At 41.5% G+C, this 16,797-nt stretch carries 15 protein-coding genes and 1 pseudogene; 6 read left to right on the plus strand and 10 right to left on the minus strand.

Going from position 1 to position 16,797, the window contains the following annotated elements; all coding sequences use genetic code 11:
* Positions 1-160 precede the first annotated feature (160 nt).
* Both V7K98_RS03950 and V7K98_RS03955 read right to left on the minus strand, forming a co-directional pair.
* The gene (locus V7K98_RS03950) at positions 161-667 is read right to left on the minus strand and encodes a pentapeptide repeat-containing protein (RefSeq protein WP_335019525.1); all 507 of its coding nucleotides are present in this window, start codon (positions 665-667) and stop codon (positions 161-163) included.
* Between the two features lie 84 nt (positions 668-751).
* Positions 752-2,272 carry an LCP family protein gene (locus V7K98_RS03955; protein WP_335019526.1) on the minus strand — a complete coding sequence of 507 codons (1,521 nt, stop codon included), beginning with the start codon at positions 2,270-2,272 and terminating at the stop codon, positions 752-754.
* Between the two features lie 115 nt (positions 2,273-2,387).
* On the opposite strand from V7K98_RS03955, the gene V7K98_RS03960 reads away from it, so the two are divergent.
* The 5 genes from V7K98_RS03960 to V7K98_RS03980 all read left to right on the plus strand — a co-directional run bounded on the left by V7K98_RS03960 (position 2,388) and on the right by V7K98_RS03980 (position 7,627).
* Entirely contained in the window at positions 2,388-3,452 is a 1,065-nt protein-coding gene (locus V7K98_RS03960) for a mannose-1-phosphate guanylyltransferase (RefSeq protein WP_335019527.1), read from the plus strand.
* Between the two features lie 78 nt (positions 3,453-3,530).
* Positions 3,531-3,827: a membrane protein insertion efficiency factor YidD gene (gene yidD, locus V7K98_RS03965; protein ID WP_335019528.1), complete on the plus strand. Its 297-nt coding sequence runs from the start codon at positions 3,531-3,533 to the stop codon at positions 3,825-3,827.
* Between the two features lie 30 nt (positions 3,828-3,857).
* Positions 3,858-5,504: an ABC1 kinase family protein gene (locus V7K98_RS03970; RefSeq protein WP_335019529.1), complete on the plus strand. Its 1,647-nt coding sequence runs from the start codon at positions 3,858-3,860 to the stop codon at positions 5,502-5,504.
* A 305-nt stretch (positions 5,505-5,809) separates the two neighbouring features.
* Positions 5,810-6,790, plus strand: coding sequence for an ABC transporter ATP-binding protein (locus tag V7K98_RS03975; RefSeq protein WP_335019530.1), 981 nt, complete (start codon positions 5,810-5,812; stop codon positions 6,788-6,790).
* 48 nt (positions 6,791-6,838) lie between these two features.
* Positions 6,839-7,627, plus strand: coding sequence for an ABC transporter permease (locus V7K98_RS03980; RefSeq protein WP_335019531.1), 789 nt, complete (start codon positions 6,839-6,841; stop codon positions 7,625-7,627).
* Between the two features lie 137 nt (positions 7,628-7,764).
* Here V7K98_RS03980 and V7K98_RS03985 read toward each other — a convergent pair.
* The 6 genes and pseudogenes from V7K98_RS03985 to V7K98_RS04005 all read right to left on the minus strand — a co-directional run.
* Positions 7,765-8,145, minus strand: a pseudogene (locus tag V7K98_RS03985) (transposase); the annotation flags it as partial.
* 119 nt (positions 8,146-8,264) lie between these two features.
* Positions 8,265-10,127: a serine/threonine-protein kinase gene (locus tag V7K98_RS03990; protein WP_335019532.1), complete on the minus strand. Its 1,863-nt coding sequence runs from the start codon at positions 10,125-10,127 to the stop codon at positions 8,265-8,267.
* A 277-nt stretch (positions 10,128-10,404) separates the two neighbouring features.
* Positions 10,405-11,244 (minus strand): alpha/beta fold hydrolase, encoded by an 840-nt coding sequence (locus V7K98_RS03995; RefSeq protein WP_335019533.1) that lies wholly within the window; start codon positions 11,242-11,244, stop codon positions 10,405-10,407.
* Positions 11,245-11,362: 118 nt separating this feature from the next.
* On the minus strand, positions 11,363-12,283 hold the full coding sequence (locus tag V7K98_RS04000; RefSeq protein ID WP_335019534.1) for a bestrophin family protein: 921 nt from the start codon (positions 12,281-12,283) through the stop codon (positions 11,363-11,365).
* A gap of 599 nt (positions 12,284-12,882) precedes the next feature.
* A complete protein-coding gene (locus V7K98_RS28855) occupies positions 12,883-13,029 on the minus strand; it encodes a zinc ribbon domain-containing protein (protein ID WP_442940390.1) in 147 nt (48 codons plus the stop codon).
* Positions 12,986-14,062: an RNA-guided endonuclease InsQ/TnpB family protein gene (locus tag V7K98_RS04005; protein ID WP_335019535.1), complete on the minus strand. Its 1,077-nt coding sequence runs from the start codon at positions 14,060-14,062 to the stop codon at positions 12,986-12,988. Before V7K98_RS04005 ends, V7K98_RS28855 begins: the two co-directional genes overlap by 44 nt.
* A gap of 166 nt (positions 14,063-14,228) precedes the next feature.
* Here V7K98_RS04005 and V7K98_RS04010 point away from each other — a divergent pair, with 166 nt between their 5' ends.
* Positions 14,229-14,612 (plus strand): nuclear transport factor 2 family protein, encoded by a 384-nt coding sequence (locus V7K98_RS04010; protein WP_335019536.1) that lies wholly within the window; start codon positions 14,229-14,231, stop codon positions 14,610-14,612.
* Positions 14,613-14,727: 115 nt separating this feature from the next.
* On the opposite strand, the gene V7K98_RS04015 is transcribed toward V7K98_RS04010, so the two are convergent.
* Positions 14,728-15,648 (minus strand): methylenetetrahydrofolate reductase, encoded by a 921-nt coding sequence (locus tag V7K98_RS04015; RefSeq protein ID WP_335019537.1) that lies wholly within the window; start codon positions 15,646-15,648, stop codon positions 14,728-14,730.
* Positions 15,649-15,706: 58 nt separating this feature from the next.
* The gene (gene trpS, locus V7K98_RS04020) at positions 15,707-16,717 is read right to left on the minus strand and encodes a tryptophan--tRNA ligase (protein WP_335019538.1); all 1,011 of its coding nucleotides are present in this window, start codon (positions 16,715-16,717) and stop codon (positions 15,707-15,709) included.
* Positions 16,718-16,797 lie beyond the last annotated feature (80 nt).

The following is a 16,797-nucleotide window of genomic DNA, read 5'->3' on the forward strand; positions in this document are numbered from 1 at the left end:
CATTTACCTATACCAAATTTTCACCGTTAGAGCATCCTACGTCATCAGGGTATACACTCAAATACAGTCAAGAATGTCTGAGGATTAACTGTTTGCTTTACACAACTTTTCTGTTTGAATAGCATTTCACGCACGAATTACGGAATAAGTAACCGCAGTTTTACTTACAACCTAAACTATCTCGCGTTGACATACCCGTAACCGGATTTACCCCATCCGCCCTTTCACACATTAGCGACACTTGATAACGGTCAATCAAAGCGTCGGTAAAATCAGCACCTGTAATTTCCGCATCGTAAAAACGGCTACTCGTCAAAGTTGCTTCTGTAAAAATGGCATTTTTTAGATTAGCACTATCCATAGTGACGCGATCGACTAAAGCACCTGTCAGATTCGCGCCTTCCAAATTTGCTTTTAATAAAACTCCTTTAGTAAGAATTGCGTTGCTTAAATTCGCTCCTTGAAAATTTGTCCCTCGCATTTCTGCTGCAACAAAAGTTACACCTGCCAAATCAGCATTAGAGAAATCACGATTTTCTAAATTTATATTGTTGTAGTTGATTGTGTTGAGTTGAGCAAACGCTGGTTTGGGATTAAGTATTATCCAGCAAAATGCCAGTATCAAAATCCCAATCAAACCCAAAAATCGCAGTAAAATCTTTTTCATAACTTTATTATTTTTCAGTAGTCCTTTGTCATTAGTCCCTTGTCATTTACCAATGACTAATGACTAATGACTAATGACCAATGACTATTTCCAATCTTTACCAATCCGAATTGTGAGGTCAGATTCTAAATCACCAATAGCCGCCACCTCAATTTGACCTAAGCCTAAGACTTTTTGCAAATCAACTCCAACTCGCCGATTGCCTTTTTGGACAATAATTTGAGTTTGACGTTGAGTATCTGGCCAATCAGGAACTTTGTAAATTTTAGTAAAGCCTTTCTGTTTAAGATAAGCAATAACTTTTTCAGTTAGCTGAGGTTGATTAGAGGCATTTTGAATAGCAATTTTGAGGTTAGGAACCTGACGCATATCTGGTTTAAGACCAGGTACATTTACCCCAACATAATCATTCAACAGGCTCTGTTGTCCAGTCATATCTAGCCAATAGCTATCAGGGTCTTTGCTAAAGCGGCTAAAAGTACCAGGCAACACCGTCATTTGGAAATTATCTCGATCTAAGTTGAGTCCGAAGTTGACCAACGCCATCATTTCTTCCATCTTCAGGTTGGTATCAAAATATTTTCGCATCAAGCGAGTTAATTGAGGCAACCGGGGTAAGATGGTAGGACTATTTAAGCGTTGCAGTAGGGCTGCTGTTAGTGCTTGCTGACGCTGCACTCTCGCCAAATCTCCCAAACCTGGTTCGCGGAACCGCACAAACTGTTCTGCTTGTTCGCCGTTGAGGGTTTGCCAGCCACTAACTAAATTAATCGAGAGCCGACTGCTAGAGTCTTTATATGCCATTGATTGGGGAACAAAGACTTCTACTCCGCCTAACTGATCGACTAACTGCCGCAAGCCGCTAGTAGAAATACGGATGTAGCGATCGATTGGGGCATTATTTAATGTCCGGCTAACTACCCGTGCTGCCAAGACTGGGCCGCCTTTGGCATTGGCATCTGATACCTTAGTTAATCCCTTTTCTCCCTTTTCAGGGATGGCAATCATCGTATCTTTGGGAATTGAAAGCACCCGTACAGATTTTTCACTAGGGTTAAGCCGTACCATCAGCATGGAGTCGCTTTTGCCAGCAAAGCTTTCTGGTGAACCATCAACACTCCCGTTAACTGGTTCAATCCCCATAATTAAGATATTCATGGGGCGTGAAAGCTGGTACTGGGAAAGTTTACCCCACAACTCCCCTGGTAACGGGATTTTTATCTCGTCTTTAGCGGTAGTTCCTGAATCTTCATCTGTTCGATCCAGATTGCTCCACAAAGGAGTCCACAGCGCTAAAGTTGAGACTAGCAGCCCAGATAAGATAATGCCGATGACAATCGTCATAATCCACAACAACCATCGAGGCATGGTTAAGCCCAGTCTCTCGTAAAGCTGATTGGGAATCGCGCCCACTGATTCGACGACGCTACGGTTCGGATTTGCTGGCGGGTTTAGTTCGACATCCTCCTCCTCTGAGTCGGCTACTGGTGCTAGCGTTACCTGATTTTCCGTGCGTTGAATTTGGTGCGATCGCACATCGGGTTCAAATTCTACTACTTGCTGAGATGTAACCGGATTTTCTGACCATTCGACTTGTTTTATCACAATTATCTCCCCACTCAACCACTCCCTAAAAGTATGTTAATCCAAGCTACAGATATTGCCAGTGCAAAGGCTCACTGTAAACTTATAATGTTCTTCGGTAGGCGTGTATGACAACATGAATACTTTATTGTTCCCCGTAATCCTTGCTGGTGGTAAAGGTGAACGTTTTTGGCCCCTGAGCCGCAAAGACCGACCTAAACAATTTTTAAGTCTTGATGGTAGCTCTAGAAGTTTATTACAAGCAACCGCCGATCGATTGATAAAACTCGGTGGCGGGTGGGATTCCTTGTGGGTGATCACTTCTAGTCAGATAGCTGAAGGGGTACGACAACAATTACCCGATCTACCAGTTGAGAACTTACTAATTGAGTCAGAAGGCAGAGACACAGCCGCCGCCGTTGCTTGGACAAGTTTAGAAATCAAACAGCGCTATGGAGAAGACGCTGTGATTGGCTTTTTCCCTGCTGACCACTGGATTGCTGACGAAGAAGCGTTTGCCCACACATTAAGCGCGGCTACGCAACTGGCAGCAAGCACAGCAGCGATCGTTACACTGGGGATAAAACCTACTTTTCCATCAACCGGTTACGGCTATATTGAACAAGGTGAAAAGATAGGTAGCTTTGATGAGTTGCCAGCTTATCACGTCAACCGCTTTACTGAAAAGCCCAACCGCGAAACGGCAGAGACTTTTTTATCTACGGGACGTTTTAGCTGGAATAGTGGAATGTTCGTTTTTCGGGCAGGGGTTGTTCTCAAGGAACTACATACCCATGCTCCAGAAATTATCGAACCTTTAGAACAACAGGGTACTGATATCTATCCCCAGTTGCCTAAGAAGAGTATAGACTATGCGCTAATGGAAAAGACAAATCTAGCATACGTTTTGCCAGTTGATTTTGGTTGGGATGATTTAGGAGATTGGAATGCGATCGAGCGCTTACTTAAAACAGAAGAGAATCCCAATGTGGAACTTGCTACGCACGTAGGGCTAGATACGCAGGGGGCGATTATTTATGCCTCAAATCCAGAGGATGTAGTTGTTACAATTGGTTTAGAGGACGTGGTGATTGTGCGCGATCGCAATGTCACCCTCGTTGTCAAAAAAGAACGTACCCAGGAAATTAAGCAGATCCTTAAAATTATCCAAAGCGATCCCCGATTTACCGACCTGCTATAAAAGTTAGAACCCTTGGCAGAGGCGAAAAAGTCTATTTCCCTATTATAACTTGACTGTCTGTTATTTTATCTGACAGTTATGGACATTATTAGCTTTGAGCCTCTCGCCAAAACAATGGCAATCGAGTCTATTAAGGCCTATCAAAAATATATTTCTCCCTCTAAAGGATTTAGTTGTTCCCATCGCTTATTACACGGTGGGGATTCTTGCTCTAATTACCTCAAACGAATGCTGAGTGAACAAAAGCTTGACCAAGCCCTACAATCATCCATAAAAAGATTCCAAGACTGTGGCGCAGCTAGCAGAACTTTAACCAGTAGCAAAGCTAGAGCCAACTTCGGTTGTATTGTCATCCCCTGCTGCTTACCTCTTTAACTCCCTGCGTCTTTGCAGTTATTTATAAAAATGTTCCTCACCCAAACTGTTCCCCGTCAACGAGAAATTCTGGAAGTATTCCTTCGCAATGGCTGGGACTATATGCGAAGGTTACTCACTGGTGGCAAAGCTGATGAACCACAGCTACCGACACCTGCGGTTTTAAAAAATATCCTGGTAGATTTGGGGCCTGTTTACGTTAAACTTGGTCAGCTACTCTCTACCCGTCCAGATTTACTCAGCGCTTCCTACATTGAGGAACTATCAACTTTACAAGACGCAGTACCGCCAGTTCCTTGGTCAGAGATAGAAATAATCCTTCGCAAAGAATTAAAACGTCCACTAGCAGAAACTTTCAAGACAGTTAACCCGATTCCAGTCGCGGCGGGATCAATTGCCCAGACACATCGCGCTACATTAGCAGATGGTCGAGAAGTTGCTTTGAAAGTCCAACGTCCGGGAATCGATCTAACTATTGGCCAAGATATTGCTTTAATTCAAGGTATTGCCGATTTAGTGGCGCGGACTGAATTTGGGCAAACCTACGAAATCAAATCCATCGCTGAAGAATTTACCAGGGCACTAGAAGCTGAGTTAGATTTTACACGAGAAGCAGGTTTTACAGATGAACTGCGGCGCAACTTATCTAAAAGTCGCTGGTTTGATCCCACGCAAATAGTGGTTGCGGAGATTAACTGGGAATTGACCACAAAAAAATTACTAGTGATGGAATGGCTTGATGGTGTGCCATTCCTGTCGGCTGATTTGAACAATAACAATAATGGTAAAGATCCTGCCGTAGAGCGTAAAGAAATAACTACTTTGTTATTTCGGGTATTTTTTCAGCAACTATATATTGATGGCTTTTTTCATGCCGATCCCCATCCGGGAAACTTGTTTTATCTCAAAGATGGGCGGGTTGCCCTCTTAGACTGTGGCATGGTAGGAAGACTTGATCCCCGCACACAGCAAATATTAACAGAGATGTTGTTAGCGATCGTTGATTTAGATGCTCAAAGGTGCGCTCAGTTAACTTTGCAGCTATCAGATTCGGCTCAACCAGTAATTTTATCACGGTTAGAAAATGATTACGATCGCATGTTGCGGAAGTATCACAATGTCAGTCTGACACAAATAAATTTCAGTCAGATAATTTATGAAGTTTTACAAGTTGCCCGCAACAATAAAATTAGATTACCTAGCAACATGGGTTTATATGCCAAAACCCTAGCAAATTTAGAGGGTGTAGCGCGGACATTCAACCCAGAGCTTAATTTTTTCGATGAAGTTAAACCATTAATTACAGACTTGTTTCGTCGGCAATTACTGGGCGATAATCCAGTGCGATCGCTATTACGCACAGCCTTAGATATAAAAAGTCTCTCTCTGCAATCTCCGCGCCAAATAGAACTGTTATTAGACCGAGTTACCTCAGAAACCTTACAGTGGAATCTATCGCTGCGGGGTTTAGATGGCGTGCGGCGCACTATGGACGATGCCGCTAACCGACTCTCTTTTAGTATCCTAGTGGGTTCGCTGATTATGGGTGCAGCAATTATATCCACCAGAGCGCAGACAAGTCAGCTATCTTTTTTAAGCACCGCCCTCTTTGCCGTTGCTAGCTTATTGGGTTTGTGGTTAATTATCAGTACATTGCGATCGGGACGCTTACGTTAAAGTCTATGTGTTATGCGTAATGCTCACCAGATGAAATTATGATATGTCACTGGCGAAAATCCCTGCTTTCGGATTTTGAACCACACTTGAAGAATTCAAGAGTCAAAATTGTGTTTGATAAATAGCACTAAACACCCATAATTTATGTGTGTCTATCTGTATAAGTAAGCGGGTCAAATTAAATATAAAACCTGACCCCGGCTCCAGCTTCCCTCTCCTTACTAAGGATAGGGATTGAGGGTGAGGTTTGATCTTATATTTAATTACGCCTACCTACTTATATCCGTGGTTCTAATATAAAAAATATGTCAATCATTGTTGCTGAAAATTTGAGTAAATCTTATCCAGTGGCAGTAAAAAATCCGGGTATTAAAGGTACAATCACCCACCTTTTTCACCGCACCTACCGCTCAATTAAAGCAGTTCAGGATGTTTCCTTTGAAATTGCCCCTGGTGAAGTAGTGGGGTTTTTGGGGCCAAATGGTGCTGGCAAAACCACCACACTAAAAATGCTCACTGGGCTAATTCATCCCTCTGGCGGTAAAGTTACAGTAGCTGGACAAATCCCTTTTCATCGAAAGGAAGCATTTTTGCAAAAAATTACCTTGGTGATGGGGCAAAAGCAGCAGTTAATTTGGGACTTACCAGCGCTAGATTCTTTGAGAATTAATGCTGCTGTATACAACATCTCTGATAAAGAGTTTCAACGGCGGGTAGGAGAATTAACAGAGATGCTTTCCTTAGAAGCCAAACTTACCCAACCAGTGCGGAAGCTATCTTTAGGTGAGCGGATGAAGGCAGAATTGCTAGCAGCGCTTTTGCACCGTCCCCAGGTATTGTTTTTAGATGAACCGACTCTGGGACTAGATGTAAATGCTCAGGTGGCGGTACGCGATTTTTTACGCGACTACAATCAGCGTTATCAAGCTACAGTGCTATTGACGAGCCATTACATGGCTGATATCACAGCTTTGTGTCAACGAGTGCTGTTGATTCACCAGGGAAGCCTGATGTATGACGGTAGTTTGGATGGACTACTAGAACGTTTTGCCCCTTATCGGGAAGTCCATATCGAGTTAGCCCAACCTCTACCGATAGAAAAACTTATGACCTATGGAGATGTGCAACTCTTAGAAGGGCGATCGGTGCATTTTATAGTATCTAGAGAGGCACTTACTCGCACGGTATCGAAGATTTTGACGGATTTGGAGGTAATTGATTTAACTGTCACTGAACCGCCTGTAGAAGAAGTAATTGGACGAGTTTTTCAGGCAGGTGTTGTGTAGTGCGATCGCTACCAGAAATCGAGTTGCCGAGAGGAGAATACACCATAGATGAAAAAAATTATTAGAAAAGCTCTAACTTTGCTGGCAGTATACTACGCCTATATGGTTGAGTATCGAGCAGAATTAATCTTATGGGTTTTGGCTGGATCTTTGCCGATTATCCTTATGGGTATCTGGATACAGGCAGCACAAGGTGGGCAGTTTGGACTATCATCGGTGGATTTTGCCCGTTACTTTATCACGGTTTTCGTCGTTAGACAATTAACAGTTGTTTGGGTAATTTGGGAGTTTGAAAAAGAAGTAGTGGAAGGCAAGCTTTCGCCCAAGTTGCTACAACCACTCGATCCAGTATGGCATCATGTTGCGGCGCATATTTCTGAAAGATTTGCTAGGCTAACTTTTACTTTTTTATTAGTAGCATTATTTTTTATTCTTTATCCCCAAGCTTTTTGGATACCAAGTTTAAGTAGATTTTTGCTATTTACATTGGCGGTGCTGCTAGCATTTGCTTTGCGGTTTACGATTCAGTACACCTTTGCCATGTTTGCATTTTGGACAGAACGGGCTACTGCTTTAGAAAATTTTTGGTTTTTGTTTTATTTATTTTTATCTGGTTTGATTGCACCTTTAGAAGTCTTTCCAGAACCTGTGCGGCAAATAGTTATGTTTACGCCTTTTCCCTATTTAATTAATTTTCCTGCGAGTCTTTTGGTAGGGCTACCCGTAGATATAGGGCGGGGATTTTGGTCAATGTTCGGTTGGCTATTAGTGTTTTTGGGTGCGAATCGCTTCCTTTGGCGTGCGGGTTTAAAGAGGTATTCTGGTATGGGAGCGTGAACAATGATTAGAATTTTTGCCATCCTAGAGTTTGGCTAATTTGAGGTAATTTAAAACTTTCTTGATAAAAGAAAGATTTCTCAAACACTGACATATTCCACCTCACAATTTGCCAAACTCAAGGAAGTTCCATTACTTCAAATGAATTGCCGTAATTCATCTAGAGTATTTACACTCTTAATTCCCTGCTGAATTGCCTTTAATTTATCTAAATCAGCAATTTGAGAGATTTCTGACATCAGTTGCAATCCCTCACTGCCAAATTTTATTTCTAAAGCGAGTTCAAGACCTGATACAATGCCTTCTCGCAGTCCTCGTTGTTCCCCACGTTGTTCCCCACGTTGTTCACCTTCTCTGAAAATTTGCTGATACCAGGGAGATTCGTGTAACACTGCCATATCCCACCTCATGATTTGCTGAACTAAAGCGCTGTCTAATACGAAGGTAGCAAAAAAAGCCATAACGGTTTCTAACTGGCTCAATTGCTCATCGGCGCGGAGAATTTGCAATGCTCGTTGATTAAGTAATGTAAGAAATCTTGAGATTATTTTGTAGTGAGAGATGAAGCCCTCATTTGAGGACTAAAGTCCTCACTACAAACCTTTAATTATTTACGCCGCTTTACTTACTAGAGATTTTATAAATTACTTGGTATTGTCTTAAACTTTTCTGCCGTTCCCAAAGAATAATCTTCTAACTTAAAATCAGCAAAAGGCTTTTTCTCTAACCTATCCCGTAGTGCTTCATCAAGAATTACACCTGGGGATTGCTTTTTTACACCAATGATTATAATACTTCTCTGATATTTAGTTAAATCCTGATTTGCCTGACAATCACTCTGTTGAAATTGTCCCAAATTTAATATTCGATAACGTTTAACACTTGGTGTATTAATAAATATTCTTTTTACTAAAAATTGAATTTGTTTAGAACGTTCTAGAGCCATTCGCTCTTGAACTGCTATATTACCTTTACAAGAAACTGTTCCTACAGATATAATTTCGCTAGGATATTGCATTATATTCTGTATTCCTTCTTTTTCTAAGTTCAGTTTTAAAAGGTCTAGACTAATAATTTCATCATTATATTTAATCTGAAAACTGCTACCTAAAAGCCATTTATATTCTAGTGATAAAACAGCGATATTAAATTCGGCTACCCTCCCCTGGCTATCTCTACCTTCTTGATAAGAAAAGTAATCAATATTCCCTTTTCTTTCGGGAGATTGACCATAATTTGACCTCACAATAAATTGTGAATTTCGCATTACTAAAGCCACCATACTAAGTAATCCTAATATCACTAGTAGCCCTACAAAAAATTTAAGTAGTGGTACTTCTTCTGGCTCTTTCTGTGGCGATGGCAAAGTTTGAGGAATTGGCGCGGACAACTGTTCCGTGTTTAAATCGATTGCTAAATTAATATTTTCAGGAGTAGTTTCTGTTGGCTGGGTTTCGACAACAGGGCCGGGAGGAATACTATTTTCTGGCTCTTGCTCCAAGGGGAGAGAGCTTGGCTCTGAATCCTCTACTTCTAGAAGTGGTTCCCGTTTAGGTGGGGTTGAATCCTCTTCTGAGCAGAACTTTTTGCTTTCTTCAATTTGTTCTAGACGCTGTAAAATTTCTTTGGCATTAGCAGGACGATTTTTTATATCTGGTGCTGTTAGCCAATCAATTAAATTTAATAGTAAGGGTGAGATATCGATGGCATGATTTTGCCAGTGCAATACATTTTGCTGAACATCATACATATCTAAAGGATGTTGTCCTGTTAGCAAAAATACAAAGGTGCGTCCCAAGGCAAAGAAATCTGATTGCCGTACTGCTTGACCATTCATTTGTTCTGGGGCGCTGTAGCCAGATGACATAAGTGCTGTCATCCCGTCGCCGTTGCTAAGTTGCTCTGGGTCGGTTCTGTCAATTTCTGTGGCGGTGCCAAAATCAATTAGTACTAAATCTCCCCAATCCTTCCCAATGGGGGATCTAATCATGATATTGGATGGCTTAATATCTCGATGCAGGTATTGTTTACCATGCACTAAATCCAAAATTTCTACTAATTGTTTTAACCAAGCTACAGCTTGTTCTTCTGAAATGGGACGATTCTGCTGCTGTAGCCACTGTTCTAAGTTGCACCCGGCGATTTTTTCCATTGCAATGCAATGCAACACTAAACCATTTCGGGTTTGATACTGGAAGTAACTATCTTGCTTGGGAATGCCGGGATGCTTGAGTTGTTCCAGTACAGTTACTTCTTGCTGAAATAGTTCTAGTGCTTTGGCGTTGCCTGATAAATCCTCTTTAAGAATTTTGAGGATTTTAGGGGTATCTTGCTCATAAGCTTCATAAACTTTACTAAACCCTGTTTTGTCACTCAACAGGCACGTCACCCGATAACGCCCTAGCAATTCCAAATGAGAACCACAACTTTGACAAAAGCGATTTTGCTCGTTATTTGGGTGATTTGGTGTAGGGCAAAGGGGGTTGATACAAAGGCTCATGAGTGGTTTATCCGTACTTTAACAGTTATCAGTTATTAGCAGGATTTACGCAAACAATAGCCAAAACCCTGATTTTCAGGTAGGGGAAATTCATAAATTTCCCCTAAGCATCTGTAGTTTTGGGTAAGTCCTAATTATTTATCAGTAACCAATGAATGCTGATGACTGATAACTAATAACTGATTTAACAGGAGCGTAGCTGCTTATCGCTAAACATCCCTCCTATTAATTCTTCTGTTGCCGGATGATAATCCCGTCTAAATAATAATGAGATTTTCTATCTGTGTTCTGCTAAGAAAGCTGCCACAGTTTGGTTAAATGTCTCTGGTTGTGTCAAAAATGGCCAATGATTGCCAGGAACTTGGCAGATACGTAATTTTTTGAGAGAGGTTTTGTAGGGTTGGATTTGCCAATCTTGGCGATTCAGTCCTTGTTCTGGTTGGATAAAGAGGGCATGTGTATCAAGGGGAATTGTAAAACCAGGCACTTGCATAACTGCTTCAAAAATCCCGTCGCGGGCGGCGATGGTAAATTTGCTACCCCAGCTACCATCGGGTTTTTGTTCTATTGCTGCCTGGAAAACTTGCTGCTGTAAGGAACTCCATCCTTGATATTGCTTTAACTGCCGTGCTTGTTGTTCGGCTTCTTCATAACTGGCAAAAGGGCCCATGCTTTTAAGAAAGGGTAAGAAACGATACAGCATGGGGAAAGTTAGCCTGAGAAGGCTGGGCATTTTCCAGATGAAAATTGGATCGACTAGAATTATACTCCGCAAACGCTTTGGGTTTTGTCTTGCCCAGATAGCGGCTAATTTACCTGTCCACGAATGACTGACAATATGGGCAGATGTCCATCCGAGACGATCCATAAGTGCTTCAAGGTCTGCGATCGCACTTTCAAAGCTATAATCTCTCTCAGGCTTACTACTTTCGCCATGTCCGCGCATATCTGGGGCGACTATGTGGTAGTCTGTCGCTAAGTAATCTCCTAAACTAGACCACACTAGAGCATGGTCGCCTAAGCCGTGTAACAATAGTAAAGGTTCTTGACCTTGGCTCCACTCTAAGTAAGAAAGTTGGATATCAGGCTTTGATAATGTTTGACGTACAGGCATCATTGCACATCCACCAATGAAGAGATAGTTTCGCGTTTATATAGTACTGTGAAACAAGATGGAGGGACGGCAAAGATAGGGCTTGACAGCTATAATCTAGGCTTGTACATTCTTCCCCATCTTAGCTTTTATCGGATCTCAAACTACTTGGGTGCGATCGCGCATTTGGAGTCAGAGTAATTAAATCGTCTATATTCCGTTTCATTGTGGCGCAAATCGCATCTAGAGGTAAGTCGTTAGGATCGTAACCAAAGGGGTTTTCTATCTCCAAGCCGATTGCTTCAATTCCAAATACTGTAAAACCAACTAAAGCCGAAATTAAACCTGTCCACCAACCCAGAGTCGCCACTATTTGAAAGGGTAGCAGTAAACAATATAGTAACAATAATTGCTTCAGATGAATGGCATAGGCTAATGGCATAGGTGTTTTTAAAATTCGTTCACAAGCACCTAAATTATCTACAAGATTGTTTAATAATTCTTGCATAGATGTTAGTTGATAACTATTAAGGCAATTGCGATGATACTGCTCTTGTAAATAATCTCCTATCCAAAAGGCAACTTCTATGGGAGGATTATTCATAATCTTCAGTTTGATATACTTACTAGATGGCATTAAATCTTCTAACTCGCTATTGACTGCTTCTCCACGCAAATGTAATTTAGTTGTGACAGCAAAAGCTACTAATAAATTTAATGCTGTAATTTTATTTTGTTTATCTTCTGGAGATATTTCGTCAATCGATACCCAAATTTGTCGAGCCAGATTTCGGATGTTATTTACTAGAGATCCCCAGCATTTTCTCCCTTCCCAGAATCGCTCATAAGCAGTATTTGTCCGAAATACAAGTAATAAACCTAAAACAATACTAGGAATAACATTTGCTAAAGCGGGTTGGGATACACGCAATTCAAAATGATAAAGTATCGAAATTAAAAACCCGAAAGCTCCGCACACTAGGATATGCTTGTAAATTGCTTTAATAACCGAACCTTTAAATTGCAATGTTGTACGTAGCCATGCGATTTTTTTGGCTGTCATGCAGTCACCCCAAGAGAATATTTAGTGAAAATGACACTTGATTGCTTGTCGGCGGGAGAAGATGATGTTTCGCTTGCTTGACAAAATCCTAAGTATCCAGAACGACTAACAGTATAAACTCGAGAGGCTTTTTGATCAAGCCATAACTCCAAGCCCAGCATTTGTTCGTAGAATTCTGTAGAGGCATTGAGATTATGGCTGTAAAAGAGGTAATTTGCTGTTCGATTTGCGGATGAGTAGCCATAAACACATTTGAGTATATACCCCAACGACATCTAGCGATCGCATGGGTCAAAATTGATTGATGTTAGAAACCTGTTACTACTCCAGAATGCTTTAAGTGCATTCTGGAGTTTCTTTTTGGAAAATAGCGATGTCTATGACGGGCTGGAATACCTGCTGTATCTATGTTTTAACGATTTTGACTCACCGTTTTATAAGGCTTTTCGCATACTTAGCTTTGACGGTAAAATAAATTGTTAGTCCCTGCTGCATCTGCTTTAAAATACTTAGCTAAACCTGTCTAAACCTGTTTAGAGATTTCTTCCCGTGTCCACCAAGGTAGTCGGCTACTTCTTGTCAACGGGCGTAAATTTCGGTTAAGCCAACCGTATTTTATCGAAAGACGCATCCCTCAAGTTGATAGATGCATTCTCATCACGATCTTGAACATTACCGCATCCACCACAGTTATAAACACGCTCACTCAATCCCATCGGTTGAATGTGGCCACAAGATGAACACATCTAAGGGTGATGGAAACCATCTATCAACTAACTCAACCTTAGTCGCATAAAAAGGTTGCTTATAAATCAACTGCCTACGAATCTCGTAAAAACAGTTATTACTTACAGCGCTAGCTAATTTATGGTTAGCAATCATCCCCGATACATTCAGATCCTCAATCCTAATAACAGCAGCTTTGCGACTTATGTCAGTAGTCATTTTCTGAGTAGTATCTTGTCTGATGTTGGCGATACGAGCGTGTTGTTTTGCTAATTGAGTGTAGTAAATTCTGGCGTTATTTGATGCCTGAATTTTTAGTTTTTTGTTTCCTAACACGTGATTACGATTATGCCACTGGAATTTACCTAGCTTGATTTTCGCCGTTTTAGTGGTATGAGGCATATCGTAAAAAGTACCGTCAGAACAAGTCGCTAAAGTTTTCACACCCAAATCAACACCAATCTTTTGAATTGGATGAAATATTGGAGGAATCTTTTGGGCATCCAACATGAAAGATACAAACCATTTATCAGCAGTTCTAGACACAGTGAATGTCTGAGAACTACAGATAAAATCAATCCGCTCTTTTAATCTAAGTTGCTTTAATCCTGGTAACTTTATGAGCGAACCCGCATTAATCACAACCCGGTTAGTAAATGGCAGCGCTGGCTTGCCAATTTCAGGATAAATACCTGATGTTTTGTAGACGGTAAACGAGTCACCTTTTTTCTTTAACTTCTTCTTCGGGAACCCTGCTAGACCTTTCCGCCATCTCGAAAAAGCATCCTTCAAGTCAATAAACGCTGATTGATATACTGTGGATGGATATAATTTCATCCAGGCATATTCCGGCTTCTGCATTGTCACTTGAGTAAATACTTTTTTGATAGCATCAATGCGCTTAAAATCAGAAGCTTTCACATCTTCAAAGCTCCAGGATGCAGTTAACAGTTCTAACCCAAAATTGTAAACCCAGCGCTTAAAACCAGCATTGCCACGCATTAACGAGGTTTCAACATTATTTAGTTTTAACTCTCGCTTGATAGCAAACATAGCCAAACTTTTGCAACCTTATTCACTCAAAAAAGTATACACTATCTTAAAACTTGAAGAAACGCCGATTAATCCTCCAAATTCTGCAACTTTCCACATAAACTTATCTAAAGTACCCAATTATAGATGAGTTTAGTAAAGTTTTTTGTCATTTAGTTTTACTCTTATGTCAGATCAACATGCACCAGAAATCGAACTGCTCCGTGCGGCTTACGCCGCCTTCAACGCGCGAGATATTGACGCTGCCCTTGCCCTCATGACTGCGGACGTGGCTTGGCCGAAAGCGTTCAAAGGCGGTTTTGTCCGTGGAACTGAAGAAGTTCGCGCTTACTGGACGGAGCAATGGAGCGAGATCAATCCGCACGTCGAGCCGATTTCCTTTTACTCTGAGGAGTCCGGGCGCATTTTGGTCGATGTGCATCAGGTCGTGTGTGACAAGGCTTACGCAGTTCTTGCAGATGAGCATGTGGGCCATCGATTTACCCTTGAGCAGGGCTTGATTCAAGTCATGGAAGTCTGTCCACTTCCATCGTCCACCCCAAAGGCCTAACTATAATCTCCATAGCGCTTGATATGCCTCGTAATAAATCGTTGATGGCTGATTGCAGAATTAAAAAAGCAGATGATTTTTACCATCTGCTTTAATAAAAAATACGTTATCTTCTTTACTTGGCTACTAACTGATTAACTGGAGCAATCCCAGCCAAATCTAAAATTGGTGCGATCGCATCTTCCCGTTTCACTGCCATCATGTGAACCCCTTGACACAATTGCCGTGCTATCTGCACTTGCTCTGCGGCAATTTTCATTCCTTCTTCAAGAGGATCTTTGGCTTTTGCCAATCTATCAATAATATGTTGGGGAATATTTACACCCGGAACACACCTATTAATAAACTGGGCATTTTTTGCCGATTTCAACAGAAAAATTCCTGCTAAAATCGGTTTTTTATAGCCAGAAGCAATGCTATCCATGAACTTTTCTAGTAGATCAAAATCGGTAATTAACTGACTTTGAAAGAATTGCGCTCCGGCTTCAATTTTGCGTTCAAATCGACTTTGCAAACCCGACCAACTTTTACATTGCGGGTCTACTGCTGCGCCAACAAATAAATCTAACGCTCCATCAGTCAAGGGTTTCTCGTTGCAATCAACGCCTTGATTCATCTTCCGAATCAGTTGCAGTAATCGCACCGCTTCTAAGTCGAAAACTGCTTTAGCATCTGGATGATCGCCTGCTTTTACGGGATCGCCAGTCAAAGCTAAAATATTACGAATACCTAAAGCATGAGCGCCCATTAAATCAGATTGTAAAGCAATGCGATTGCGATCGCGGCAAGCAACTTGACAAATCGGCTCTATACCATTTTGTGACAAAATCACCGACGCGATTAACGAAGACATCCGTAACACTGCGCGGCTACCATCAGTAACATTGACAGCATGAACCCTTCCCTTAAGAGTCGCCGCCATTTGAATCATGTGCGCTGGATCTCCCCCTTTTGGGGGTGCTACCTCGGCGGTAACTAAAAATTCACCTGCTTGTACAGCTTTCTTGAAGGCTGTGGGGCTATGGGTGTGATACATAACATTAAGAATTTCAATTTCTTAAATGGTATAGCGAACCACACCAAAAAGTGAAAACTTATAGAGGAAGAGAGTAGCCTAAAGCAGCTTTTACTTGTGATAAAGTTTGATTTGCGATCGCTCTAGCTTTTTCCCCTCCATCCCGTAACACAGAGTCCAAATAGCTTTTGTCTTCGGTTATTGACTGATATTTTTCTTGAATTGGTTTCAAAGACTCAATAATTGTCTCCGTCAACAATGGTTTAAATTGTCCCCAGCCCATATCCTGGCATTCAACTGCGACATCTTCTTTTTTCTTAAGAGACAGCAATGTATACAGCGTTAACAAGTTATTACACTCTGGACGTGCAGGATCGTCAAAAGTCAAACCACGAATCGGATCGGTTTTACAACGTTTAATCTTGTATTCAATCTGTTCTGGTGAATCTAGCAAATTGATTCGGCTTAACTCCGAAGGATCGGACTTTGACATTTTGCGTGTACCGTCAGCCAAACTCATCACCCTTGCCCCTTCTTTGCGAATCAAAGGGTCTGGTAACTTCAGTACGGGCTGATCTGGTTTACCAAATTGGTGATTTAACCGAGCGGCAATATCCCGTGTCAATTCCAAGTGTTGCTTTTGGTCTTCACCCACTGGCACTTTATCAGCTTGGTAAAGCAAAATATCTGCTGACATCAAGACTGGGTAATCTAATAAGCCTGCACTCACATTTTCTCCTTGCTTTACAGCCTTTTCCTTGAACTGAATCATATCTTGCAGCCAGTTTAGAGGTGTAATGCAGTTGAGCAACCAGGTGAGTTCACTGTGGGCCGAAACGTGGGATTGTACAAAGATAGTGGAGTGGCTTAAATCAAGACCACAAGCTAGATACAGAGCAGCAAGGGTGTAGGTATCAGCTGCCAATTGTTTGGGGTCATGTGGCACTGTAATCGCGTGCAAATCAGCCACAAACAGGTAATTTTCGTATTCGCTCTGATTTTCTACCCAGTTGCGAATGGCTCCCAAGTAGTTACCTAGATGGTAATTGCCGGTTGGTTGAACTCCAGAAAGAACACGTTGCTTGCCCATAAATTCCAACTTATGTTATCTCAAATCCGCGCTATGTAAAGTTACGATGTCTGGTGACTTGTCGCAACTCTTAGAGACGC

It is taken from the genome of Nostoc sp., assembly GCF_036917435.1.
In the GTDB taxonomy this organism is placed as follows: Bacteria; Cyanobacteriota; Cyanobacteriia; order Cyanobacteriales; family Nostocaceae; genus Nostoc.

Coding starts and splice junctions, on each gene's coding strand:
- V7K98_RS03970 (WP_335019529.1), top strand. CDS start 3,858: ATGTTCCTCACCCAAACTGTTCCCCGTCAACGAGAAATTCTGGAAGTA.
- V7K98_RS04010 (WP_335019536.1), top strand. CDS start 14,229: ATGTCAGATCAACATGCACCAGAAATCGAACTGCTCCGTGCGGCTTAC.
- V7K98_RS04015 (WP_335019537.1), bottom strand. CDS start 15,648: ATGTATCACACCCATAGCCCCACAGCCTTCAAGAAAGCTGTACAAGCA.
- V7K98_RS03980 (WP_335019531.1), top strand. CDS start 6,839: ATGAAAAAAATTATTAGAAAAGCTCTAACTTTGCTGGCAGTATACTAC.
- V7K98_RS04005 (WP_335019535.1), bottom strand. CDS start 14,062: ATGTTTGCTATCAAGCGAGAGTTAAAACTAAATAATGTTGAAACCTCG.
- V7K98_RS03990 (WP_335019532.1), bottom strand. CDS start 10,127: ATGAGCCTTTGTATCAACCCCCTTTGCCCTACACCAAATCACCCAAAT.
- yidD (WP_335019528.1), top strand. CDS start 3,531: ATGGACATTATTAGCTTTGAGCCTCTCGCCAAAACAATGGCAATCGAG.
- V7K98_RS03995 (WP_335019533.1), bottom strand. CDS start 11,244: ATGATGCCTGTACGTCAAACATTATCAAAGCCTGATATCCAACTTTCT.
- trpS (WP_335019538.1), bottom strand. CDS start 16,717: ATGGGCAAGCAACGTGTTCTTTCTGGAGTTCAACCAACCGGCAATTAC.
- V7K98_RS03950 (WP_335019525.1), bottom strand. CDS start 667: ATGAAAAAGATTTTACTGCGATTTTTGGGTTTGATTGGGATTTTGATA.
- V7K98_RS04000 (WP_335019534.1), bottom strand. CDS start 12,283: ATGACAGCCAAAAAAATCGCATGGCTACGTACAACATTGCAATTTAAA.
- V7K98_RS03960 (WP_335019527.1), top strand. CDS start 2,388: ATGAATACTTTATTGTTCCCCGTAATCCTTGCTGGTGGTAAAGGTGAA.
- V7K98_RS03975 (WP_335019530.1), top strand. CDS start 5,810: ATGTCAATCATTGTTGCTGAAAATTTGAGTAAATCTTATCCAGTGGCA.
- V7K98_RS28855 (WP_442940390.1), bottom strand. CDS start 13,029: ATGTGTTCATCTTGTGGCCACATTCAACCGATGGGATTGAGTGAGCGT.